Here is a 21,617-nt window from a genome sequence, read left to right as displayed (position 1 = left end):
AGGGCAGACAGGGCAGAGAGGGCAGGGATCGGACATGGGGCATAGGGGTCATCAGGAACTGCTCGTGCGGGCCGGGGCCTCGGCCCATGACGCGTACGCCCTCGACATCGGCCCGGCACGGGGCGCCCCGTGCAGCTCACCCCCGCGCAGCTCACCCCCGCGCCACTCACCCCCGCGCTACTCGTCCCTGCGGGTCCTCGACCTGCCGCCCGGCGGCTCACACCTGCTGGCCGCCGGGGACAGCGAATGGCTCGTGGTGCCGCTCGGCGGCGGTTGCACGGTGCGTACCGAAGGGCTCGACCTCGAACTGACCGGCCGTACGGGCGTGTTCGAGGGGCCCACCGACTTCGCCTACGTTCCGCGGGACGCGGACGCCCTGATCACCTCCGGTGCGGGAGGCCGCTTCGCCCTGGCAGGAGCGCGGTGCGAGCGACGGCTCCCCGCTCGCCGCGGCCCCGCGCCCGAGGTACCCGTCGAGGCCCGGGGCTCGGCCAACTGCGCCCGTACGGTGCGCAACTTCGCCGCCGCGGACGCCTTCGCCTGCGACCGGCTGATCGCCGTGGAGGTGATCACGCCGGGCGGCAACTGGTCCTCGTACCCGCCGCACAAGCACGACGAGCACGTGCCGGGCCGGGAGAGCGAGCTGGAGGAGATCTACTACTTCGCGTTCGAGCGCCCCGGCGGCTACGGCTACCACCGGATCTCGCCGTCCCGCGAGGGCGGCGCCGAGCTGCTCGCCGAGGTCCGCTCCGGCGACGCGGTGCTCGTGCCGGACGGCTGGCACGGGCCGTCCATCGCCCAGCCCGGCAACGCCATGTACTACCTGAACGTGATGGCGGGGCCGGGACCCGAGCGGGAGTGGAAGATCTCCTTCCACCCGGACCACGTGGAGGGATACCAGTGACAGGTACGACGCGCCGCCTCACCACCGCCCAGGCCCTGATCGCCTTCCTGGCCCGCCAGTACACCGCCTGCGACGGGGTCAACCACCGTCTGATCGCGGCGACTTGGGGCATCTTCGGGCACGGGAACGTCGCCGGGATCGGGCAGGCGCTGCTCGAATCCGGGCCGGACACCATGCCCTTCCACCAGGGCCGCAACGAGCAGGCCATGGTGCACGCCGCCGTCGGTTACGCCCGCCAGTCGGGCCGGCTCTCCACGCACGCGGTGACCACCTCGATCGGCCCCGGCGCCACCAACCTCGTCACCGGCGCGGCCCTGGCCACCGTCAACCACCTGCCGGTGCTCCTGCTGCCCGGCGACAGCTTCGCCACCCGGCCCGCCGACCCCGTCCTCCAGCAGCTCGAAGTCCCGTATGCGGGCGATGTGTCGGTCAACGACTGTCTGCGCCCGGTCTCCCGCTACTTCGACCGGATCGGCCGCCCCGAGGCGCTCCTGACGGCCGCCCCGAACGCGATGAGCGTCCTGACCGACCCGGCGAACACCGGCGCGGTCACGCTCGCGCTGCCGCAGGACGTCCAGGCCGAGGCGTACGACTGGCCGGAGGCGTTCTTCCGGGAACGCGTCTGGCAGGTACGGGCTCCCGCCGTGGACCCCGAGGAACTGGCCCTAGCCGCAGGGGAGTTGAGGTCGGCGCGGCGGCCGCTGATCGTCGCGGGCGGCGGGGTGCGGCACGCCCGCGCCCAGGACGTGCTCGGCGCGTTCGCCGAGGACACCGGCATCCCGGTCGCGAGCACCCAGTCCGGCAAGGGCGCGCTGCCGTACGACCACCCCCAGGACGTCGGGGGCATCGGCCACACCGGCACGGCCGCCGCCGATGAACTCGCCAGGACCGCCGATGTGGTGCTCGGCGTCGGCACCCGCTGGACCGACTTCACCACGGCCTCGTCCACCCTCTTCCAGAACCCGGACGTCCGCTTCCTCAACCTCAACGTCCGCCCCGCCGACGCGCACAAGATGGGCGGCCACCAGTTGGTCGGCGACGCCCGCACCGGGCTCGCCGCGCTGCGCGACGCCCTGAAGGGCCACCGCGTACCCGCCGACCACGAGGCCGAGAGCGCACGGCTGAAGGACGCGTGGGAGGTCCGGGTGAGCGCCGCCTACACGCCCGGATCCGGCGACGCGCGCCCCACGCAGGCCCAAGTCCTCGGCGTACTCGACACGTTGGTCACCGGGGACGACATCCTGATCAACGCGGCCGGCTCGCTCCCCGGCGACCTGCACAAGCTGTGGCGGACCCGCTCGCGCGACCAGTACCACGTCGAATACGGCTACTCCTGCATGGGCTACGAGATCCCCGCGGCCCTCGGCGTCGCCCTCGCGGCGCCCGGCCGGCCGGTCTGGGCGCTCGTCGGCGACGGTACGTATCTGATGAACCCCACCGAAATCGTCACCGCGGTGCAGGAGAACCTCCCCATCAAGGTGGTGATCCTCCAGAACCATGGGTACGCCTCGATCGGCGGGCTCTCGGACGCGGTGGGGGGTGAGCGGTTCGGCACGGCGTACCGGTTCCGGGCGCCGGACGGCAGCTTCGGCGGGGCGCCGCTGCCGGTCGACCTGGCGGCCAACGCGGCCTCGCTCGGAATGCGGGTGCTGCGCGCCGAAACCGTGCGTGACCTGCGGGAAGCCCTCGCGCAGGCGCGCCGCTCGGACGTGCCTACATGTGTCTACGTGGAGACCGAAACGCCCGACACAGTGTCGGGCCCGCCCCCGGCCCAGGCGTGGTGGGATGTGCCCGTGGCCGAGACCGCGACCCGCACGTCGGCGGTCACGGCCCGCGAGGAGTACGAACGGCACGTCACCGCCCGACGCCGCCATCTGTGAAGGAGCACTTGGACATGACGAAGACCGTCCACCACTGGATCGGTGGCAAGACCGTCGAAGGCACGTCGGGCAACTTCGGCCCCGTGACCGACCCCGCGACCGGCGCGGTCACCACGCAGGTCGCCTTCGCCTCGGCCGAGGAGGTGGACCGGGCCGTCGCCGTCGCCAAGGCGGCGTACGCGACCTGGGGCACGTCCTCGCTGGCGCAGCGCACCACGGTGCTCTTCAAGTTCCGGGCGCTGCTCGACGCGAACCGGGACGCCATCGCCGAGCTGATCACCGCCGAGCACGGCAAGGTGCACTCGGACGCGCTCGGCGAGGTCGCCCGCGGTCTGGAGATCGTGGACCTCGCCTGCGGCATCACCACCCAGCTCAAGGGCGAGCTGTCCACCCAGGTCTCCAGCCGGGTGGACGTGGCCTCCATCCGCCAGCCGCTGGGTGTCGTGGCGGGCATCACCCCGTTCAACTTCCCGGCGATGGTGCCGATGTGGATGTTCCCGCTCGCCATCGCGTGCGGCAACACCTTCATCCTGAAGCCGTCGGAGAAGGACCCGTCGGCCTCGATGAAGATCGCCGAGCTGCTCGCCGAGGCGGGGCTTCCCGAGGGCGTCTTCACCGTCCTGCACGGTGACAAGGTCGCCGTCGACGGGCTGCTGGCCCACCCGGACGTGGCCGCCGTGTCCTTCGTCGGCTCCACGCCCATCGCCCGCCACATCCACACCACCGCCTCCGCCAACGGCAAGCGGGTGCAGGCGCTCGGCGGTGCCAAGAACCACATGCTGGTCCTGCCGGACGCCGACCTGGACGCGGCCGCCGACGCCGCGGTCTCGGCCGCGTACGGCTCGGCGGGCGAGCGCTGCATGGCGATCTCCGCGGTCGTCGCGGTGGGCGCGATCGGCGACGAGCTGGTGGAGAAGATCCGCGAGCGCGCCGAGAAGATCAAGATCGGCCCCGGCAACGACCCGGCCTCCGAGATGGGCCCGCTGATCACCGCGGCCCACCGCGACAAGGTGGCGTCGTACGTGAAGGGCGCCGCGGCCCAGGGCTGCGAGGTCGTCCTGGACGGCACGGATTACACCGTGGACGGTTTCGAGGACGGCCACTGGATCGGCCTGTCCCTCCTGGACCACGTGCCGACCTCGGCCGACGCCTACCGCGACGAGATCTTCGGACCGGTCCTGTGCGTGCTGCGCGCCGAGACGTACGAGGAGGGCCTGGCGCTGATCAACGCGTCCCCCTTCGGCAACGGCACCGCCATCTTCACCCGCGACGGCGGCGCGGCCCGCCGCTTCCAGCTGGAGGTCGAGGCCGGCATGGTCGGCGTGAACGTGCCGATCCCGGTGCCGGTGGGCTACCACTCCTTCGGCGGCTGGAAGGACTCGCTCTTCGGCGACCACCACATCTACGGCAACGACGGCACGCACTTCTACACCCGCGGCAAGGTCGTCACGACCCGCTGGCCCGACCCGGCCGACGGCCCCTCCGGCGTCGACCTGGGCTTCCCCCGCAACCACTGACCACGCGCGCCCCCGAACCCCCGTCGGCCCCGGCCGGCGGGGGTTCGGCCTGCCCCCGTCCGGCTCCCGGAGGGGGCCGTCGTACGGGTGCGGCCCGTCGTCGGCGGCCGGGGCACCCCCTGGGCGGGGGCGGGCTCGGAGCGCCGGTCGCCGCCGGGCACGGGCCCGCCGCGCTCTCGACCGGGCTGACCGAGGGCCCCGCGGGGACGGTGGCGGTACGGATCCCGGCACCGCGCCTGGTGCACCGTACGGAGACCGTCCACCCGCGCGGCCCGGGCCAGCCGGTACGCGCCCCGGTGGCCGCGCTCACCGGCCGAACGGGCGCGAGCGCGTCCAGAACGCGGAAAGTTACGGACAAACTTCGGCACCCGCGCTGCGGTTCCCGCACACGCCGATCCTCGTGCCTTGACGCGCCCTTAACGCCGAATACCGGTGACCGACCCCGCCGGATCTTCGGATTCCGCAGGTAACACCCTATTGACCTGCGGTTCTCCGAAGGATTCCATATCGGCACCCGGGAGCCGCCGAATATTCACCACCCCGCCTACGGAGGCGATACCGCTCCCGCGCATCGGAACCGCACCAGTCGATCGGAACCGCACGATGACGGAAACGCTCAGCGCCCCCCAGGCGCTCGCCCCCGCGACCGGCCCCACCCCGCAGAAGCTCAAGCGTTCCATCGGCGTCGTGGGCGGCACCCTCCTCACGCTGTCGTGCGTGACGCCCGCCTCCACCCTGTTCGTCGTCGTGCCCGACCTCTTCTCCACGCTCGGCACCTACACCGCGCTCACCATCGCGATCGGCTCGCTGCTCTGTATCGGCGTCGCCTTCTGCTACTCGGAACTGGGCACGCTCATCCCGAGTGCGGGCGGCGAATACGCCATGGTCTCCACGATGGCGGGACGGCTCGCGGGCTGGCTGGTGTTCGTGCTCTCGCTGCTCGTCGTGATGATCGTGCCGCCCGTCATCGCGATGGGCACCGCCGACTACCTCGCCCCGATCGTGCACATACCGGCCCCCCTCGCGGGCGCCGGAGTCATGCTGCTCGCCACCCTGGCCGGCCTGCTCGACCTGCGCGCCAACGCCTGGATCACCGGCATCTTCCTCGTCCTTGAGGTCATCGCCGCCGGAGTGGTCGCGGTGCTCGGCTTCGCCCACAGCGAGCGCGGCGCCTCGGCGCTCGTGCACGGCTCGGTCGCCGGTGACGGCGGGGCACCCTCGACGGTCACCGCGATGATGGTGATCTCGGGCCTCGCCATCGCCCTCTTCATCACCCAGGGCTTCTCGACCGCCGTCTACCTCTCGGAGGAGCTGGAGCACCCGCGGCGCAACGTCGCCCGCACCGTGCTCGCCACCCTCGCCATCTCAACCGCCGTGATCCTGGTGCCCGTTGTCGCCATCACGCTCGGCGCCCCCGACCTCGCCGCCCTCACCAGCGGCAACCTCAGCGACATGGTGACCGCCTGGTCCAACTCCGCGGTCGGCACCTTCGTCAGCCTCTGCGTCGCGCTCGCCATCATCAACGCGGGCATCGTCATGGTCATCCAGAACTCCCGGGTCCTGTTCGCCTCCGCCCGCGACAAGGCCTGGCCCGGGCCCGTCAACCGGGGCCTGTCCCGGCTCGGCCGGTTCGGCTCCCCGTGGGTGGCCACCCTGCTCGTCGGCGTCCCCGGCGCTGCCCTCTGCTTCGTCAAGCTCGACACCCTCTACGGCGTCACCGGCGTCTCCGTGACCGCGATGTACCTGCTCGTCGCCGTCGCCGCCCTGCTGTGCCGGCGCGGTGCGCACAAGCACGTCGCGGCCTGGCGGATGCCGCTGTGGCCCGCGGTGCCGGTCCTGCTCATCGCCGTACTCGCCTACATCCTGACCCAGCAGGAGACCGAGTACCTGGTGTGGACCGGCGGTATCACCGCCGTCGCCACCCTGTACTGGGCGCTGTACCTGCGGCCGCGCCGCGACACCCGGTGGCTCGTCAGCATCCCCGAGGACAGCCACGTCTGAGCCGTTGCCTAGGGTGGTGCCATGACTCTCGAACATGGCACCTACTGCGACGAACTCGTGCGTCAGACAACCGAGTTGAGGTCCCACCTGTCCGGTGCGGACCTCTCGGCGACCGTGCCCACCTGCCCGGACTGGAGCCTGCGGGAGCTCGCCGTGCACGTCGGCGGGGCGCACCGCTGGGTCGAGCACATCGTGCGCACCCGCGCCACGAGCATGGTCAAGCCGAGGGAAGTGTCCGGCGCCGGCGGCCCCGGGAGCGACGATCCGGCCGCCCTGGACGCCTGGCTCGCCGAAGGTGCCGAACACTGCGCCGCCGCCCTGCGCGAGGCCGGGCCCGACCTGAAGGTGTGGTCCTGGATGGGCGACACCACCACCTCGTTCTGGTCGCGCCGGATGACCCACGAGACCGCCGTGCACCGCGCGGACGCGGCCGGCACGGTGGGTGCGGCCTACACACTGCCCGCCGACGTGGCGGCCGACGGCATCGACGAGTGGCTCGGCATCATCGCCTTCGTCCAGGCGTTCAAGAAGAGCGAAGCCCCGCTCGGCGAGCCCGGCCAGTCCCTGCACCTGCACGCCACGGACGCCCCCGACGCCGAGTGGCTCATCGAGATCGGTGACGAGGGCTTCACCTGGCGGCACGCCCATGCGAAGGCGACGGTCGCGCTGCGCGGTCCCCTCGCGGACGTCCTGCGCGTCTTCTACCGGCGTCTGCCCGCCGACTCCCCGTCCGTCGAGGTCCTCGGCGAGCCGGCCGTCCTCGACCACTGGCTGACCGCGACCGCCTTCGGCTGAGCGAGTCCCCCTCCCGAGACCGTCCGGGGTGACGGACCTTGGGGGCTCCGCCCCCGGAACGCCCCGTACTCCCGCCGCGGTACGCGACCAGGGCCCCGTACTCCCCGGGTACAGCCCGCACTTCCACCCTGGGGCAGCATCGGTTGTCGGCGCGGGCGCATACCGTGGGGGGATGGAGATCAGCATGCGCAGACGCCGATGGCGGGTGGCCGCGGGGGCGGCCGCCCTCGTCGCCCTGGCCGGCGCCGGCGTCTGGAGTGCCGCCGGCGCCTCGGGTGCCCCCGCACTGCACCGCGAGGACCGGGTGCTCGACATGCCCGGAGCGAAGATCGACACGTCGTTCTTCACCGCGGGCAGCCCCGACGACAGGCGGCCCGCCGTGCTGATCGGACACGGCTTCGGCGGCAGCAAGGACGAGGTGAGGGGCCAGGCCGAGCAGCTCGCGCGCGACGGGTACGCCGTCATGACGTGGTCCGCGCGCGGCTTCGGCAAGTCCACCGGGCAGATCGGGCTCAACGACCCCGAGTTCGAGGTCAAGGACGTCTCGCGGCTCATCGACTGGCTCGCCAAGCGGCCCGAGGTGCGGCTGGACGGCGCGGGCGACCCGCGCGTCGGCGTGACCGGGGTGTCCTACGGCGGCGCGATCTCGCTGCTCGCCGCCGGATACGACAAGCGGGTCGACGCGATCGCCCCGGAGATGACGTACTGGAACCTGTCGGACGTCTTCTTCCCGGACGGCGTCTACAAGAAGCTCTGGGCCGGGATCTTCGTCTCCACGGCCGGCGGCTGCCAGAAGTTCGAGCCGCAGATCTGCGCCATGTACAACCGGGTCGCGACCGCCGGACAGCCGGACCGGGCCGCCGAGACGCTCCTGGAGTCCAAGAGCCCCTCCGCCGTGGGCGACCGGATCAAGGTCCCCGCGCTGATCATGCAGGGCCAGACGGACTCGCTGTTCCCGCTCGGCCAGGCCGACGCCATGGCCAAGCGCATCACCGCCAACGGCGCCCCGGTCTCGGTGGACTGGGTCGCGGGCGGACACGACGGCGGCGACCGCGAGACCGGCCGCACCCAGGCCCGCGTCACCCAGTGGTTCGACCGGTACCTGAAGGGCGACAAGGGCGCCGACACCGGCCCCGCCTTCCGCGTCACCCGCACCGGAGGGGTCAACTCCACCGATGGGGCAGCCCAGTTGAGGGGTGCGAGCAGTGGTACGTACCCCGGCCTGGAGAGCGGGCGGCACACCGTCGCGCTGACCGGGCGCGAGCAGAGCTTCGACAACCCGCCCGGCGGCGCGCCGCCCGCGATCTCGGCGGTGCCCGGCCTCGGCGCGGGCCTGTCCGGCCTGTCCTCCCTCGGCGTCGGGCTCTCCCTCGACTTTCCCGGCCAGTACGCCGCATTCGCCTCGGCGCCCCTGACCACCGGCCTCCACGTCACCGGCTCGCCCACCGTGAAGCTCAAGGTGAAGTCGAGCGGCGACGACGCGGTGCTCTTCGGGAAGGTGTACGACGTCGGCCCCGACGGCAAGCAGCAGGTACTGCCGTCCCAGCTCGTCGCCCCCGTGCGGGTCACCGGCGCCAAGGACGGCAAGGCCGTCGAGCTGACGCTGCCCGCCGTCGACCACACCGTCGAGGCGGGCCACCGCCTTCGCCTGGTCGTGGCCGCCACCGACCTCGGCTTCGCCTCCCCGGCCGCGCCCGCCACCTACACCGTCTCCCTGGACGGCGGCGGCCTGGCCGTGCCCACCGTGCCCGCCGCGCGGACCGCCTCGGCGGGCCTTGCCTGGTGGGTGTGGGGGCTGCCGCTGATCGGGGCCCTCGTCGGCGGCGCCCTCCTGATCACCCGGCGTACCCACACCCCCGCACCCGATCCCGGGCTCGCCCAAGTGCCGCTCCAGATCACCGACTTGACCAAGAAGTACGCCAAGTCCAGCGACCGGTACGCCGTGCGGGAGCTGTCGTTCCGGGTCGAGAAGGGCCAGGTGCTCGGCCTGCTCGGACCCAACGGCGCCGGCAAGACCACCACCCTGCGCATGCTCATGGGCCTCATCCGGCCCGACGGCGGCGAGATCCGGGTGTTCGGCCACGCCATCCGGCCGGGCTCGCCGGTCCTGTCCCGGGTCGGCGCGTTCGTCGAGGGCGCCGGCTTCCTGCCGCACCTGTCGGGCCGCGAGAACCTGGAGCTGTACTGGGCGGCGACCGGCCGCCCCGCCGGGGACTCCCGCATCGAGGAGGCCCTGGAGATCGCGGGCCTGGGCGACGCCCTCCAGCGCGCGGTACGGACGTACTCGCAGGGCATGCGCCAGCGCCTCGCCATCGCCCAGGCCATGCTCGGCATGCCGGACCTGCTGATCCTCGACGAGCCGACCAACGGACTCGACCCGCCGCAGATCCGCGAGATGCGGGACGTGATGATCCGGTACGCCCAGGGCGGCCGCACCGTGATCGTCTCCAGCCACCTCCTCTCCGAGGTCGAGCAGTCCTGTACGCATCTGGTGGTGATGGACCGGGGCAGGCTCGTCCAGGCGGGTCCGGTCGCCGAGATCACCGGCGGGAGCGACACCCTGCTCGTCACGACCGTCGAACCGGTTCCCGAGGCCGTCGTCGACAAGGTGGCCGTGCTGCCCGGCATCGGCTCGGCGCTGCGCACCGACGACGGGCTCCTGGTCCGGCTCGAAGGAGCCACCACCACCGAGCTCATCGCCGAACTCCTGCGCCTGGACGTGCAGTTGACCGGAGTCGGCCCGCACCGCCGCCTGGAGGACGCCTTCCTCACCCTGATCGGAGGTTCCGCGTGAGCACCCTGATGGACACCCCGGCGGGCGAGACGGCCCCCGGCTACCGGGCCCGGCGCACCCTGCCGCTGCGCGTCGAGGCCCGGCGGCAGCTGAAGCGCCGGCGCACCCTGGTCATGGGCGCGGTGCTCGGCGCGCTGCCGTTCGTCCTGATCGTCGCGTTCGCCGTCGGCGGCAGCCCGAGCAGCCGCAACGGCCGCATCACGCTGATGGACACGGCGACCGCGTCCGGCGCCAACTTCGCCGCGACCTGTCTGTTCGTCTCGGCGGGCTTCCTGCTCGTGGTGCCCGTCGCGCTGTTCTGCGGTGACACCGTGGCCTCCGAGGCAAGCTGGTCCTCGCTGCGCTATCTGCTGGCGGCGCCGGTGCCCAGGGCCCGGCTCCTCTGGTCGAAGCTGGCGGTGGCGCTCGGGTTCAGCGCGGCGGCGATCGTGCTGCTGCCCGTGGTGGCGCTCGCGGCGGGCACCGCCGTCTACGGCTGGGGGCCGCTCCGGATCCCGACCGGCGGCTCACTCGGTGGCGGGCAGGCCGTCGTGCGCCTGGCCGTCGCGGTCGCCTTCGTCGTCGTGTCCCAACTGGTCACCGCGGCGCTCGCGTTCTGGCTCTCCACCCGCACGGACGCGCCGCTCGGCGCGGTCGGCGGCGCGGTGGGCCTGACCATCGTCGGCAACGTACTGGACGCGGTGACGGCACTCGGCGGCTGGCGGGACTTCCTGCCCGCGCACTGGCAGTTCGCCTGGGCCGACGCGCTCCAGCCGCACCTGGAGTGGGGCGGCATGCTCAAGGGCTCGGCGGTCTCCGTCGCCTACGCCCTGGTGCTTTTCGCCCTGGCCTTCCGCGGCTTCGCCCGCAAGGACATCGTGTCGTAGAACCCGGGGGCCCACCGGGCCCGTACGCGCGACGGCCGCCTTCGAGGCCCGGTGAACCGGGGCGCTCGAAGGCGGCCGACGCGTTGTGCTCCGGGCCGGGGCCGACCCGTCGGCGACACGTTCCGCCGTACCGGTTCGGTTCCGCCGTACCGGCTCCCGGGCCCGGGTCAGGCGGCGAGGAGCTTCTCGTAGCCGACGAGCCGCACGCACGCCGTGAGGCCGAGGATCGCCTGCTCCAGCTCCGCCAGGCCCGGGTAGCTGGGCGCGATGCGGATGGTGGCGTCCTTCGGGTCGCTGCCGTACGGGTGCGTCGCACCGGCCGGGGTCAGCACGACGCCCGCCTGCCCGGCGCGCGCCACGACCTCCTTGGCGCAGCCCTCGGGCACTTCGAGGGTGACGAAGTAGCCGCCCTTGGGGAGCGTCCAGCTCGCGAGGCCGGTCCCGCCGAGCTCGCTCTCCAGGATCCGCTGGACGGTCTCGAACTTGGGCTGGAGCAGCGCGCGCTGGCGCTCCATGTGGGCCCGTACGCCCTCCGCGTCCCGCAGGAACAGGACGTGCCGCAGCTGGTTGACCTTGTCCGGGCCGATCGAGCGCTTGGAGCTGTTGGCGAGCAGCCACTGCACGTTGGCCGGCGAGGAGCCGAAGAAGGCGACGCCCGCGCCCGCGGCGGTGATCTTCGAGGTGGAGCCGAAGACGAACGCCCGGTCCGCGTGACCGGCCTCGGCGCAGGCGCCGAGCAGGTCGGCGATCTCGACGGGCTCGTCGGTGAGGTGGTGGGCGGCGTAGGCGTTGTCCCAGAAGACGCGGAAGTCGGGGGCCGCGGTCTCCATGCGGGCCAGGCGCGCCACCGTCTCGTCGCTGTAGCTGATGCCGCTCGGGTTGCTGTACTTCGGCACGCACCAGATGCCCTTGATGCCCGCGTCCTCGGCGACCAGGCGCTCCACGACGTCCATGTCCGGGCCCGCGTCGGTCATCGGCACCGGGATCATCTCGATGCCGAACCGCTCGCACAGCGAGAAGTGCCGGTCGTAGCCGGGCACCGGGCACAGGAACGCGAGGCGCTCCTGGTCGACCCAGCGCGACTCGGCGCCGGGCAGGACGCTCAGCATCGCGTGCACCAGGCAGTCGTGCATGAGCTCCAGGCTGGAGTTGCCCGCGGCGAGCAGCTGGCCGGCCGGTACCTGGAGCACCTCGGCGAATATCTCCCGGAGCTCGGGGAGACCCTGGAGACCGCCGTAGTTGCGCACGTCGGTGCCGTCGGCGGCGGTCCAGCGGCCGCCGGGCAGGCTCAGCAGGTCCTCGGAGAGGTCGAGCTGCTCGGGCGCGGGCTTGCCCCGGGTGAGGTCGAGCTTGAGACCGCGGGCCGCAAGCGCCTCGTAGTCCTGCCGGGCCTGGTCGAGCAGCCCGGCCAGGGCGTCGGAGGTCAGCTCGGTGGTCATGGTGTTTCCTCTCGCGGGGCCGCGCGGGCGTGGAACGGCATGGGGTGGGTGCGCCGGGTCGAGCTTACAAAGAGCTCCCCGGACACCGGACGACCGCCTGCCCCCGGGCCGGACGATCAAGCGCACCCCCTCCCGCGCCATCGGCTGCGCCCCCGGGCCGGTCCGTCAAGCGCGCACTCCCCGCGCGGCCGGCCGTACGGCCGCGTGCTCCAGCGGTGCGGACGGGTGCAGGGCCGCGTGCTCCAGTGCCGCGGACGGGTGCAGGGCCGCGTACTCCAGCGGTGCGGACGGGTCGATGGAGACGTCCAGCGGGGCGGGCTCCGCGCCCGCGCGGACCAGCAGGTCGCCCACCGCGGCGATCATCGCGCCGTTGTCGGTGCACAGGCCGAGCGGCGGGACGCGCAGGGTGATCCCGGCCGCCGCGCAGCGCTGCTCGGCGAGCGAGCGCACCCGCGAGTTCGCGGCGACCCCGCCCACCACGACCAGGGTGTCGACGCCGTGGGCACGGCAGGCGGCGACCGCCTTGCGGGTCAGCACGTCGGCGACCGCCTCCTGGAGCGCGGCCGAGCCGTCGGCGACGGGCAGCGTCGCGCCCGCGTGCCGCTCGGCCCAGCGGGCGGCGGCCGTTTTGAGTCCGGAGAAGGAGAAGGCGTACGGATCGTCGCGCGGCCCCGTCAGCGGCCGCGGGAACGGCACGGCCGCGGGGTCGCCGCCCCTGGCCGCCCGGTCGATGGCCGGGCCGCCGGGGTAGGGCAGCCCGAAGACCCGGGCGACCTTGTCGAAGCACTCGCCCGCCGCGTCGTCCAGGGTGTCGCCGAGGTGGACGATCGGGTCGCGGGCCAGGTCGCGTACGAGCAGCAGCGAGGTGTGGCCGCCGGAGACGATCAGCACCATGCAGGGGTCGGGCAGCGGGCCGTGCTCCAGGGTGTCGGCGGCCACGTGCCCGGCCAGATGGTGCACCCCGTACAGCGGCACGTCCAGGCCGTAGGCCAGCGCCTTCGCGCCCGCGAGTCCGACCTGGAGGGCGCCGGAGAGACCCGGGCCGGTCGTGACGGCGATGGCGCCGATGTCGGACGCCCTCAACCCGGCCTGTTCCAGGGCGCGTTGGACGACCGGAGTGAAGGAGTGGACATGGGCGCGGGCGGCGATCTCGGGTACGACCCCGCCGTAGCGCGCGTGCTCGTCCATGCTCGACGCCACCGCGTGGCCGAGCAGCCGCCCCTCCCGCACGAGCCCGGCACCGGTCTCGTCGCAGGACGACTCGATCCCGAGCACCACCGGAGCGCCCACCCCGACCACCTCTTCCGTGCTTTCTGCATGCTGACTGCTCTTGCAACCAATGTGCAATAAGGGTAGGGGATCCGCGCGGCCCGTCGCCGCGTCCGGCGCCGCCGTGCGGCCGCCCGTAAGCGCCCCGATGTAAGTGGGGAGAACTCCCCAGTTAGTATGCGGAGGTCGGACGCCGAGCGATCGGTGCTGAGCGAGGGGGGTTTGCGATGGCGGGACGTCGTGGAGAGCGGATCATCGACTGGGCGGACGGGCGGATCGGGATCCACCGCATCGCCCAGAGCACTGTGCGAAAGGTCTTTCCGGACCACTGGTCGTTCATGCTGGGCGAGATCTGCCTGTACAGCTTCGTCGTCATCATCCTGACCGGCGTATGGCTGACGCTGTTCTTCGAACCGAGCATGGCCGAGGTCGTCTACGACGGCTCGTACGTCCCGCTGAACGGGCAGCGGGTCTCCGAGGCCTTCGACTCCACGATGCGCATCAGCTTCGAGGTGCGGGGAGGTCTGCTGATCCGGCAGATCCACCACTGGGCGGCGCTGGTGTTCATCGCGGCGATGTTCGTGCACATGATGCGGGTGTTCTTCACCGGCGCCTTCCGCAAGCCCCGTGAGATCAACTGGCTGTTCGGCTTCGGCCTGCTGTTCCTCGGGATGCTGGACGGCTTCTTCGGCTACTCGCTCCCCGACGACCTGCTGTCCGGTACGGGGATCCGCTTCATCGAGGGCGTCATCCTCGCGGTGCCGGTCGTCGGAACGTACGTCCAAATGTTCCTGTTCGGTGGGGAGTTCCCGGGTACGGACATCATTCCGCGCTTCTACAGCCTCCACGTCCTGCTGATCCCGGGGATCATGCTGGGCCTGCTCGTGGCGCATCTGATCCTGGTCTTCTTCCACCAGCACACCCAGTTCGCCGGGCCGGGCAGCACCGAGCGGAACGTGGTCGGCATGCCGCTCCTGCCGGTCTATCTGGCGAAGGCGGGCGGCTTCTTCTTCCTCACGTTCGGCGTGCTCGCGGCGGTCGCCGCGATCGCCTCGATCAACCCGATCTGGGCCTTCGGCCCGTACCGCCCCGACCAGGTCTCCACCGGCGCCCAGCCCGACTGGTACATGGGCTTCGCCGAGGGCCTGATCCGGGTCATGCCCGGCTGGGAGATCACTGCGTGGGGCCACACCCTGGCGCTCGGCGTGCTGATCCCGTTCCTCCTCTTCCCGCTGGTCCTCGGCCTGATCGCGGTGTACCCCTTCGTCGAGGCCTGGATCACCAAGGACCGGCGCGAGCGCCACCTCCTGGACCGGCCGCGGAACGCGCCGGTGCGCACCGCCCTCGGCGCGGCGTGGATCAGCCTGTATCTGGTGACGCTGGTGGGCGGCGGCAACGACCTGTTCGCCACGCACCTCCACCTCTCCCTGAACGCGATGACCTGGTCGGTGCGGATCGGCTTCTTCGTGGTTCCGGTCGCCGTCTTCGGGATCACCCGCCGCTGCTGCCTCGGTCTCCAGCGGCGCGACCGTGATCTGGTGCTGCACGGGCGGGAGACCGGCCGGGTCAGGAAGCTGCCGCACGGTGAATACGTGGAGGTCCACGAGCCGCTGCCCGCCGCGCGCCTGCACACCCTGACCGCCCACGAGCAGCCCGAGCCGGTCACCGGGGGGAGTGCGCTGAGGGCCCGGCTCTCGCGCGTGTACTTCGGCGACGGCGGGCAGATCCGCAAGGCGACGCCGGGGGAGCGCGAGAGCCTGGCGGCGGGGCACGGGCGGGACGGCCGGTGAACGCGGTAGGGGCCGGGGCCCGTACGGGGGTGACCGAGGCAGCCGAACTGGCGGGCGCCAGACGCCTGTTGATGACCACGTACCGCCCGGACGGCGTGGCCGTGACCGACCGGCCGTGGGTGATCCGGGACGGTCCGGCCCTCGGCATCCTGATACCGACGCGGTCCCCGCTCGCGGCCCGGCTGCGGGCGGGGTCGCGGATCCTGCTCGGCGAGGGGACCACCGCCCCGCGGGGGAGGGCGGTGTTCCTCGACGCGGAGGGGAGCGTCCGGTACCGGATCGCGCTGCTGGACAAGTACGGCCTGCCCGCAGCCCTCACCCTGGCCCGCAGCCGTATGCGGCACGGGCTCGACGGCACGGTCGGGGTGCGCCTCGTGCTCGGTGCGGGGGCCGGCGGTCCCGGCCCGGTGGGCTGGGCGTGGCGGCCGGACTGGTCGTACAGCCTGAACTGAGAGGGCGGCCGAGCCGGACGGAGCCCCGGGACGGACGGGGTTGTAGGGTCGGCCACCATGCCCCCGCAGTCGTCGCCGCAAGGCGAGAGCCGAGCCGTGCCCCCGAAGAAGTCCCCGCCGCTGCGGCGGGACGCCCAGCGCAACCGGGACCTGCTGGTGGCGGCGGCGCGGGAACTCTTCGCGGAGCAGGGCCTGAACGTCCCGCTGGACGAGATCGCCAAGCGGGCCGGGGTGGGCAACGCCACCCTGTACCGGCGTTTCCCCGCCCGGGGCGACCTGGTGGAGGCCGTCTTCCACGAGGACCTCGGCGCGGTGATGGCCTCCGGCGAGCGGGCGCGCCTCGCCGACGACGCGTGGGACGCGCTCACGGCCTACCTGGAGGGCGTCTGCGCGATGCTGGCCCGGGACCGAGGGGTGGGCGACCTGATGACCACCGGCATCGAGGGCGTGCCGACCCTGGACGCGATCCACGTCCACAACCACGCGACCCTGAGTGAACTGATGCGCCGGGCCGCGGCGGACGGCGACCTGCGCACGGACGTCGTCCCGGAGGACCTCCTGTTCGCCCTGAGCGCGCTCGGCACCTCGCTCCCCGCGATCGAATCGGTCCGCCCCGGCTCCTGGCGCCGCCCCCTGGCCCTCCTCCTGGCCGGCTTCCGCGCCTCCGCCCAACGCCCTTTGCCGGCCCGCCCGCTGACCCCCGCGGAAACGGCCCGGGTTCACCGGGAGCTGGGCGGGGAGGCGCCGGAGGGGTGAGGTGGCTGGGCCGTCTCCCGACAGGAGGGCGTCCTGCGACAGGCCGGCGCCTCCCGCAGACGGAGGGGCCGTCGCCGAACGGAGCCGCCCGACTCGGCAGGCCTCGGAACGCCTCGGAACTCCTGGGCCCGGAACTCCTGCTCGCGGAACTCCTGCTCTCGGAACTCCTGGGCTCGAAATCCTCGTCGCGATCCTCGTCGTCCTCGGCGCGCAGAAATCAGCAGTAACGCTATCAACCCGGATCCGCGGGGCGCCAGACGCAAGACGAGAACCTGCCATGTACGCGGAATCGGCAGTCGGGCCGCGCCTCGGCTTGGACAATCGTCGGAAAGCCGATGCCGAGGAGAGCAGGGCCGAGGAGAGCAGGATCGCGACCGATTGCCCGCGAGCCGCGCATGACCTATCCGGGCAGAGCCCGGACCGGCGGCCGGAAACCTTCGGGCCGGGCACATTCTCACGATGGGCGGGCCGGTCACGGGAGCGAATCCTGGGCTTGTGGGGCGATGCGGCACGCAACGTACAGCTGGACGGGGGATTTACCCATGCGGGATATGGCGGCGGCTGGAAGCGCCGAAAGATGCCAGTGCGAAATGCTGCATTTTCCTCAGCGGGAAGAGGGGGCACTGGACCGACTCAGCGCGAGGGAGAAGGAGGTTCTGTATCTGCTGGGCACGGCGGCGAGCAACGTCAGTATCGCCTGCCGTCTGGGCATTGCGGAGAGAACCGTCAAGAAGCACGTGGCGAACATTCTGGCCAAATTGGGCGTCTCCTCCCGGCTTCAGGCCGCCCTGGTGGCCATCGTTCAACACGAACTGATCTGCCCGCATGTGGTGCCCGCCCGGACCCTTCCCTTTCGTACACCTCCCCAAGAGTCACTTTCCGCCTAGGGAATCGCCGTGCAGGCTCTGGGAGCGTCTCCGGTGAAGTGGACCGTCCCTCTGACGGGGTCTCGGCCGGGGGCATGTGGCCGAACATGACTTGCGGGTGAGCCCTCGCGAGGCCCCGCCCCGGTAGAGGCTTTGCCGGCTGTACTCGTCGGACCCGCCCCCGCGCCCACGGGGGCGGGTCCGGCGTCTTGCGCGTCCGCGCACACGGGCGGGCGGTCCGACGCCCTGCGCCCCCGCTGTCGCCCTCTCGGTACGGTGCTCCGACCAGCGAAAAGGCCCTCCCGAAGGAGGGCCGGACGCCCGGTTGGGCTGGGCGCCCCCGGCAGGACTCGAACCTGCGGCCAAGCGCTTAGAAGGCGCCTGCTCTATCCACTGAGCTACGGGGGCCGGATGGGGCCTGGGTGGCCTGGAGCCCCGGGCCGGCGAGGACGTTGGTCCGGGACGGGTCCCGGGCCGATGACCTTGCCGGGGACAAGGATAGGGCTCCTGTCACCTCGTCCCGGTTGCTTCACCTGCGTGGCACGATGTGGAGGTTCGGTGAAGCGAACCGATAATCGCAGGCAGGTGCGAATCGTGCAGCGCTTTTGACGCTCGCGGCGCAGGGTGTTGTGCACTCGTTATGCCTGCGTCCCACTCGTCCCGTGTGTCTCATCTGTCCGTTCGGCGCGTCTCGGTGGCCTATGGACGCGCGCGGAAGTGGCCATACGCTTCAAAAAGCCGCCAAAATTGGGCATTCTTCGCATGTGGTGACCATGGACGTACGGCCTCAGCTCATCGACGCACTTTCCGCCCTGCGCGACAGTGTCGCCGCCGTGCGTCTCCCACTGCCCCTGCCGGGCGCCCCGCGCGCCCGGCAGACGCGCAGTGAGCTGCTCGCACAGCTCGACGACTATCTGCTGCCCCGGCTCCGAGATCCCGAGGCCCCGCTCCTCGCGGTCATCGGCGGTTCGACCGGCGCCGGCAAGTCCACCCTCGTCAACTCCCTTGTGGGGCGCAGGGTCAGCGAGGCGGGCGTGCTGCGGCCCACCACGCGGACGCCCGTGCTCGTGTGCCACCCCGACGACCGGGAGTGGTTCTCCGGGCCGCGCGTGCTGCCCGAACTCACCCGCGTCTGGCTGCCGCAGCAGCACGAGGACGCCGAGCGCGACGGCCAGATCGGGCAGGACGACGACGGGGCCGTGCGCGTCGAGACGGCCACCACGCTGCCCCGCGGGCTCGCGCTCCTCGACGCCCCGGACATCGACTCGCTGGTCGTCGGCAACCGCATCCTGGCCGCCGAGCTCATCTGCGCCGCCGACGTCTGGGTCATGGTCACCACCGCATCGCGGTACGCGGACGCCGTGCCCTGGCATCTGCTGCGTACCGCGAAGGAGTACGACGCCACCCTCGTCACCGTCCTCGATCGGGTGCCGCACCAGGTGCTCGCCGAAGTGTCGCGGCAGTACGGGGCGTTGCTCACCCGGGCCGGTCTCGGGGAGGTGCCGCGGTTCACCGTGCCCGAACTGCCCGAGTCCGCCGGGGCCTCGCACGGGCTGCTGCCCTCCACCGCGGTGGCCGCGCTGCGGACCTGGCTCACCCACCGCAGCCAGGACCCGGCCGCCCGCCAGCAGGCCGTCGCCCGTACCGCCTCGGGCGCGATCGAGTCCCTCAACGCGCGGATGCCGGAGCTCGCTTCGGCCGTCGCGGCCCAGTACGCCGCCGCCGTACGCCTCACCGGCGCCGTCGAGGACGCGTACGCCAAGGAGGGCGACCGGGTCCGGCGGCGCCTGCGGGCCGGCGAGGTGCTCGCCGGGGACGCGCTCACCCGCTGGCGCGCCCACCCCGGCGGCGCCACCTCCGCCGAGCTCCTGGACGCGCTCGTGGACAGCCTGGCCGAACTGCTTCGGTGTGCGGCCGCCGCCGCCGACGAGCGGGTCCGGGACGCGTGGGCGCGCGAACCGGCGGCGGGGCGGTTGGCCGACGAGGTGCGCCACGTCGACCCGGAGGACCGCATCGGCCTCGCGGTGCGGCGCTGGCGGCGGGTGCTCGAAGAGCTGGCCGAGGACGAGGTGCGGGAGATGGAACGCTCGGTCGCGCCCGACCCCGAGACGGTGGCGGCACTGCTCGCCGCCGCCCTGCTCGGCGGCCGCCGGGCCCGCCGGGCGGGCGAGCGGCTCGCCGAGCGGATCGGCGCGCAGGGCGCGCTGCGGCTGCGTGACAAGGGCGGCGAACTCGTCGCCACGTACATCGACCAGGTGCTCGGCGCCGAACGCGAACGGCGGCTCGCGCCGCTGGACGCCCTGGAGGTGACGCCCGAGCCGCAGGCCGGGCTGATCGCCGCACTGTCCGTAGTGCAGAAGGAGAGGAAAGCGGCATGACGCAGGAGGTCGAGGACCGCTGGGCCGACGGGCTGATCGCGCGGCGTGCCGCCGAGCCCGGCGAGATGACGTCCCCCCACGAGGAGGGGGCTCAGCCGCAGGACGACATCGCGTTCGAGCCCATCGGCGGGCCGTACGTCGGCGAGGTGCGCGGGCGCCTGGACGCGCTGCGCGAACTCGTCGGCCTCTCCCGCACCCGGCTCGACGCGACGGCGCTCGCCGAGGCCGGGCGGGTGCTCGACGAGGCGTCCGCGCGCCAGCGCCTGTCCGCGCGGCACACCGTCGTCGCCGTCGCCGGGGCCACCGGAAGCGGCAAGTCCACCCTCTTCAACTCCCTTGCCGGAAGCCAGATTTCGGACACCGGCCTGCGCCGCCCCACCACCGGCGCGCCCATCGCGTGCAGCTGGACCGACGGCGCCGCCGGCCTGCTCGACCGGCTCGGCATCCCCGGCCGGCTGCGCCGCCGTCCGCTCGACAACGCGGGCGTCGACCTGGAGGGCCTGGTCCTCGTCGACCTCCCCGACCTCGACTCGGCGGTCGTCTCGCACCGGCAGGCGGCCGACCGCGTCCTCGCCCTGGTCGACGCGATCGTGTGGGTCGTGGACCCCGAGAAGTACGCCGACGCCGTGCTCCACGAGCGCTATCTGCGGCCCCTCGCCGGGCACGCCGAGGTCAGCTTCGTGGTGCTCAACCAGGTGGACCGGCTGCCCGGCGAGGCCGCCGACCAGGTCCTGGACGATCTGCGCCGACTGCTCGACGAGGACGGCATGGCGCTCGGCGAACACGGCGAGCCCGGCGCCTCGGTGCTCTCCCTGTCCGCGCTGACCGGCCAGGGCGTGGGCGAACTCCGCGAGCAGCTCGGCCGGTTCGTGCAGGAGCGCGGCGCCGCCGCCCGCCGGCTGGCCGCCGATGTGGACGCGGCCGCGGCCGAACTGCGCCCGCTGTACGTGGCGGACGGCCGGCCCGGGCTCGGCGAGCGGGCCCGCAGGGACTTCGCGGACCGGCTGGGCGAGGCGGTCGGGGCCTCGGCCGCGGGGGAGGCCGCCGAACGCGAGTGGCGGCGCAACGCGCAGCGTGCCTGCGGGACTCCCTGGCTGCGGCTGTGGCGCTGGTACGACCGGATCCGCGTCCCGGCCGTGCAGCGGCCCCGCTCCGACGCCCAGATCGAGGAGCAGGTCACTGCCCGCCAGCGGGTCGAGCAGGCGGTCCGTACGGTGGCCGACGAGGCCGCGGCCGGGCTGCCCGCACCCTGGGCGCAGGCCGTGCGCGAGGCGGCGGTACGGGGCGCCGAGGAGCTTCCCGAGGCGCTGGACGAACTCGCCGTGCGCGAGGAGCTGGAGCGCGGCACCTCGCCCCGGCCGCGGTGGTGGCCCGCCGCCGTACTGGCCCAGATGGTGATGACGGGCATTCAGGTCGTGGGCGGGCTCTGGCTGCTGGGGCAGATCGTGGGGGTGCTGACACCGGGCCTGATCGTCCCCGCGCTCGTGATGCTGGGCGGGATCGTCGGCGGCCCGCTGATCGAGTGGGCCTGCGCGGTTGCGGCGCGCGGCCCCGGGCGGCGCTACGGCCAGGAGGCCGAACGCCGGCTCCGCGAGACCGCGGCGGCCTGCGGCCGGGCCAAGGTCCTGGACCCGGTGGCCGCCGAGCTGCTGCGGTACCGGGAGGTGCGCGAGCAGTACGCGGCGGTGGTGGGAGCGGGGTTGGCGGGGACGGGGTGACCCGGTTGAGGGGCGCGGCCCGGCCGTGGGGTCGCCCGGAAGGGTGAGCCGGATTTCCACAGCCCGGGGGTAGTCCACAGGCCCCGGCACACACTCCCCGTCCGGTCCAGCATGGAGATCGACAGCGCAAGGGTTCGATCGACGGCCGGACCGGGCGGGGTTCCCTCTGCCCGGCGCGAGCCGGTGGGTATC

At 72.9% G+C, this 21,617-nt stretch carries 15 protein-coding genes and 1 tRNA gene; 13 read left to right on the top strand and 3 right to left on the bottom strand.

Translation table 11 applies throughout. The features are described from left to right. Positions 1 to 34: 34 nt before the first annotated feature. The 7 genes from iolB to ACFYNP_RS09570 all read left to right on the top strand — a co-directional run bounded on the left by iolB (position 35) and on the right by ACFYNP_RS09570 (position 10,757). Positions 35 to 904, top strand: a complete 870-nt coding sequence (gene iolB, locus ACFYNP_RS09600; protein WP_388784130.1) for a 5-deoxy-glucuronate isomerase — start codon at positions 35 to 37, stop codon at positions 902 to 904. Then, on the top strand, positions 895 to 2,784 hold the full coding sequence (gene iolD / locus ACFYNP_RS09595) for a 3D-(3,5/4)-trihydroxycyclohexane-1,2-dione acylhydrolase (decyclizing) (protein ID WP_388784313.1): 1,890 nt from the start codon (positions 895 to 897) through the stop codon (positions 2,782 to 2,784). The genes iolB and iolD overlap by 10 nt, the downstream gene beginning before the upstream one ends. Before the next feature lie 14 nt (positions 2,785 to 2,798). Then, complete coding sequence (gene mmsA, locus ACFYNP_RS09590; RefSeq protein ID WP_388784127.1) at positions 2,799 to 4,301, top strand: CoA-acylating methylmalonate-semialdehyde dehydrogenase; 1,503 nt, start codon at positions 2,799 to 2,801, stop codon at positions 4,299 to 4,301. A 603-nt stretch (positions 4,302 to 4,904) separates the two neighbouring features. Beyond that, entirely contained in the window at positions 4,905 to 6,302 is a 1,398-nt protein-coding gene (locus tag ACFYNP_RS09585; protein ID WP_388784124.1) for an APC family permease, read from the top strand. Positions 6,303 to 6,323: 21 nt separating this feature from the next. Then, positions 6,324 to 7,097 (top strand): maleylpyruvate isomerase family mycothiol-dependent enzyme, encoded by a 774-nt coding sequence (locus ACFYNP_RS09580; RefSeq protein WP_388784121.1) that lies wholly within the window; start codon positions 6,324 to 6,326, stop codon positions 7,095 to 7,097. A gap of 172 nt (positions 7,098 to 7,269) precedes the next feature. Next, positions 7,270 to 9,891: an alpha/beta fold hydrolase gene (locus tag ACFYNP_RS09575; RefSeq protein ID WP_388784118.1), complete on the top strand. Its 2,622-nt coding sequence runs from the start codon at positions 7,270 to 7,272 to the stop codon at positions 9,889 to 9,891. A gap of 8 nt (positions 9,892 to 9,899) precedes the next feature. Then, positions 9,900 to 10,757, top strand: coding sequence for an ABC transporter permease (locus tag ACFYNP_RS09570; protein ID WP_388408448.1), 858 nt, complete (start codon positions 9,900 to 9,902; stop codon positions 10,755 to 10,757). Between the two features lie 167 nt (positions 10,758 to 10,924). On the opposite strand, the gene ACFYNP_RS09565 is transcribed toward ACFYNP_RS09570, so the two are convergent. Both ACFYNP_RS09565 and tsaD read right to left on the bottom strand, forming a co-directional pair. Next, complete coding sequence (locus ACFYNP_RS09565) at positions 10,925 to 12,196, bottom strand: aminotransferase class I/II-fold pyridoxal phosphate-dependent enzyme (protein ID WP_388407209.1); 1,272 nt, start codon at positions 12,194 to 12,196, stop codon at positions 10,925 to 10,927. Positions 12,197 to 12,361: 165 nt separating this feature from the next. Next, complete coding sequence (gene tsaD, locus ACFYNP_RS09560) at positions 12,362 to 13,486, bottom strand: tRNA (adenosine(37)-N6)-threonylcarbamoyltransferase complex transferase subunit TsaD (RefSeq protein WP_388784114.1); 1,125 nt, start codon at positions 13,484 to 13,486, stop codon at positions 12,362 to 12,364. A 206-nt stretch (positions 13,487 to 13,692) separates the two neighbouring features. Here tsaD and ACFYNP_RS09555 point away from each other — a divergent pair, with 206 nt between their 5' ends. From ACFYNP_RS09555 to ACFYNP_RS09540, 4 genes are all read left to right on the top strand, one after another. Beyond that, complete coding sequence (locus ACFYNP_RS09555) at positions 13,693 to 15,255, top strand: cytochrome bc complex cytochrome b subunit (protein ID WP_388784111.1); 1,563 nt, start codon at positions 13,693 to 13,695, stop codon at positions 15,253 to 15,255. Continuing rightward, positions 15,252 to 15,707: a PPOX class F420-dependent oxidoreductase gene (locus ACFYNP_RS09550; RefSeq protein ID WP_388784108.1), complete on the top strand. Its 456-nt coding sequence runs from the start codon at positions 15,252 to 15,254 to the stop codon at positions 15,705 to 15,707. Before ACFYNP_RS09555 ends, ACFYNP_RS09550 begins: the two co-directional genes overlap by 4 nt. 57 nt (positions 15,708 to 15,764) lie before the next feature. Then, the gene (locus ACFYNP_RS09545) at positions 15,765 to 16,463 is read left to right on the top strand and encodes a TetR/AcrR family transcriptional regulator (protein ID WP_388784105.1); all 699 of its coding nucleotides are present in this window, start codon (positions 15,765 to 15,767) and stop codon (positions 16,461 to 16,463) included. A 590-nt stretch (positions 16,464 to 17,053) separates the two neighbouring features. Further along, the gene (locus ACFYNP_RS09540) at positions 17,054 to 17,350 is read left to right on the top strand and encodes a LuxR C-terminal-related transcriptional regulator (protein WP_388784103.1); all 297 of its coding nucleotides are present in this window, start codon (positions 17,054 to 17,056) and stop codon (positions 17,348 to 17,350) included. Positions 17,351 to 17,664: 314 nt separating this feature from the next. On the opposite strand, the gene ACFYNP_RS09535 is transcribed toward ACFYNP_RS09540, so the two are convergent. Next, a tRNA-Arg gene (locus tag ACFYNP_RS09535) sits at positions 17,665 to 17,737 on the bottom strand. Between the two features lie 365 nt (positions 17,738 to 18,102). Here ACFYNP_RS09535 and ACFYNP_RS09530 point away from each other — a divergent pair. Both ACFYNP_RS09530 and ACFYNP_RS09525 read left to right on the top strand, forming a co-directional pair. Further along, entirely contained in the window at positions 18,103 to 19,707 is a 1,605-nt protein-coding gene (locus tag ACFYNP_RS09530) for a dynamin family protein (RefSeq protein ID WP_388407223.1), read from the top strand. Beyond that, on the top strand, positions 19,704 to 21,425 hold the full coding sequence (locus ACFYNP_RS09525; protein ID WP_388784100.1) for a GTPase: 1,722 nt from the start codon (positions 19,704 to 19,706) through the stop codon (positions 21,423 to 21,425). Before ACFYNP_RS09530 ends, ACFYNP_RS09525 begins: the two co-directional genes overlap by 4 nt. The last annotated feature ends 192 nt before the right edge of the window (positions 21,426 to 21,617 follow it).

Source organism: Streptomyces sp. NPDC006691, from assembly GCF_042869955.1.
Lineage (GTDB): Bacteria > Actinomycetota > Actinomycetes > Streptomycetales > Streptomycetaceae > Streptomyces.
The sequence above is the reverse complement of the archived record's forward strand: the minus strand, read 5'-3'. Positions and strand labels throughout refer to the sequence as shown.

What these genes read in the sequence shown, in the direction of transcription:
- ACFYNP_RS09545 (WP_388784105.1), top strand. Translation starts at nt 15,765, where the DNA reads ATGCCCCCGCAGTCGTCGCCGCAAGGCGAGAGCCGAGCCGTGCCCCCG.
- ACFYNP_RS09580 (WP_388784121.1), top strand. Translation starts at nt 6,324, where the DNA reads ATGACTCTCGAACATGGCACCTACTGCGACGAACTCGTGCGTCAGACA.
- iolB (WP_388784130.1), top strand. Translation starts at nt 35, where the DNA reads ATGGGGCATAGGGGTCATCAGGAACTGCTCGTGCGGGCCGGGGCCTCG.
- ACFYNP_RS09540 (WP_388784103.1), top strand. Translation starts at nt 17,054, where the DNA reads ATGCTGCATTTTCCTCAGCGGGAAGAGGGGGCACTGGACCGACTCAGC.
- ACFYNP_RS09570 (WP_388408448.1), top strand. Translation starts at nt 9,900, where the DNA reads ATGGACACCCCGGCGGGCGAGACGGCCCCCGGCTACCGGGCCCGGCGC.
- mmsA (WP_388784127.1), top strand. Translation starts at nt 2,799, where the DNA reads ATGACGAAGACCGTCCACCACTGGATCGGTGGCAAGACCGTCGAAGGC.
- ACFYNP_RS09565 (WP_388407209.1), bottom strand. Translation starts at nt 12,196, where the DNA reads ATGACCACCGAGCTGACCTCCGACGCCCTGGCCGGGCTGCTCGACCAG.
- ACFYNP_RS09575 (WP_388784118.1), top strand. Translation starts at nt 7,270, where the DNA reads ATGGAGATCAGCATGCGCAGACGCCGATGGCGGGTGGCCGCGGGGGCG.
- ACFYNP_RS09525 (WP_388784100.1), top strand. Translation starts at nt 19,704, where the DNA reads ATGACGCAGGAGGTCGAGGACCGCTGGGCCGACGGGCTGATCGCGCGG.
- ACFYNP_RS09585 (WP_388784124.1), top strand. Translation starts at nt 4,905, where the DNA reads ATGACGGAAACGCTCAGCGCCCCCCAGGCGCTCGCCCCCGCGACCGGC.
- ACFYNP_RS09530 (WP_388407223.1), top strand. Translation starts at nt 18,103, where the DNA reads ATGGACGTACGGCCTCAGCTCATCGACGCACTTTCCGCCCTGCGCGAC.
- ACFYNP_RS09555 (WP_388784111.1), top strand. Translation starts at nt 13,693, where the DNA reads ATGGCGGGACGTCGTGGAGAGCGGATCATCGACTGGGCGGACGGGCGG.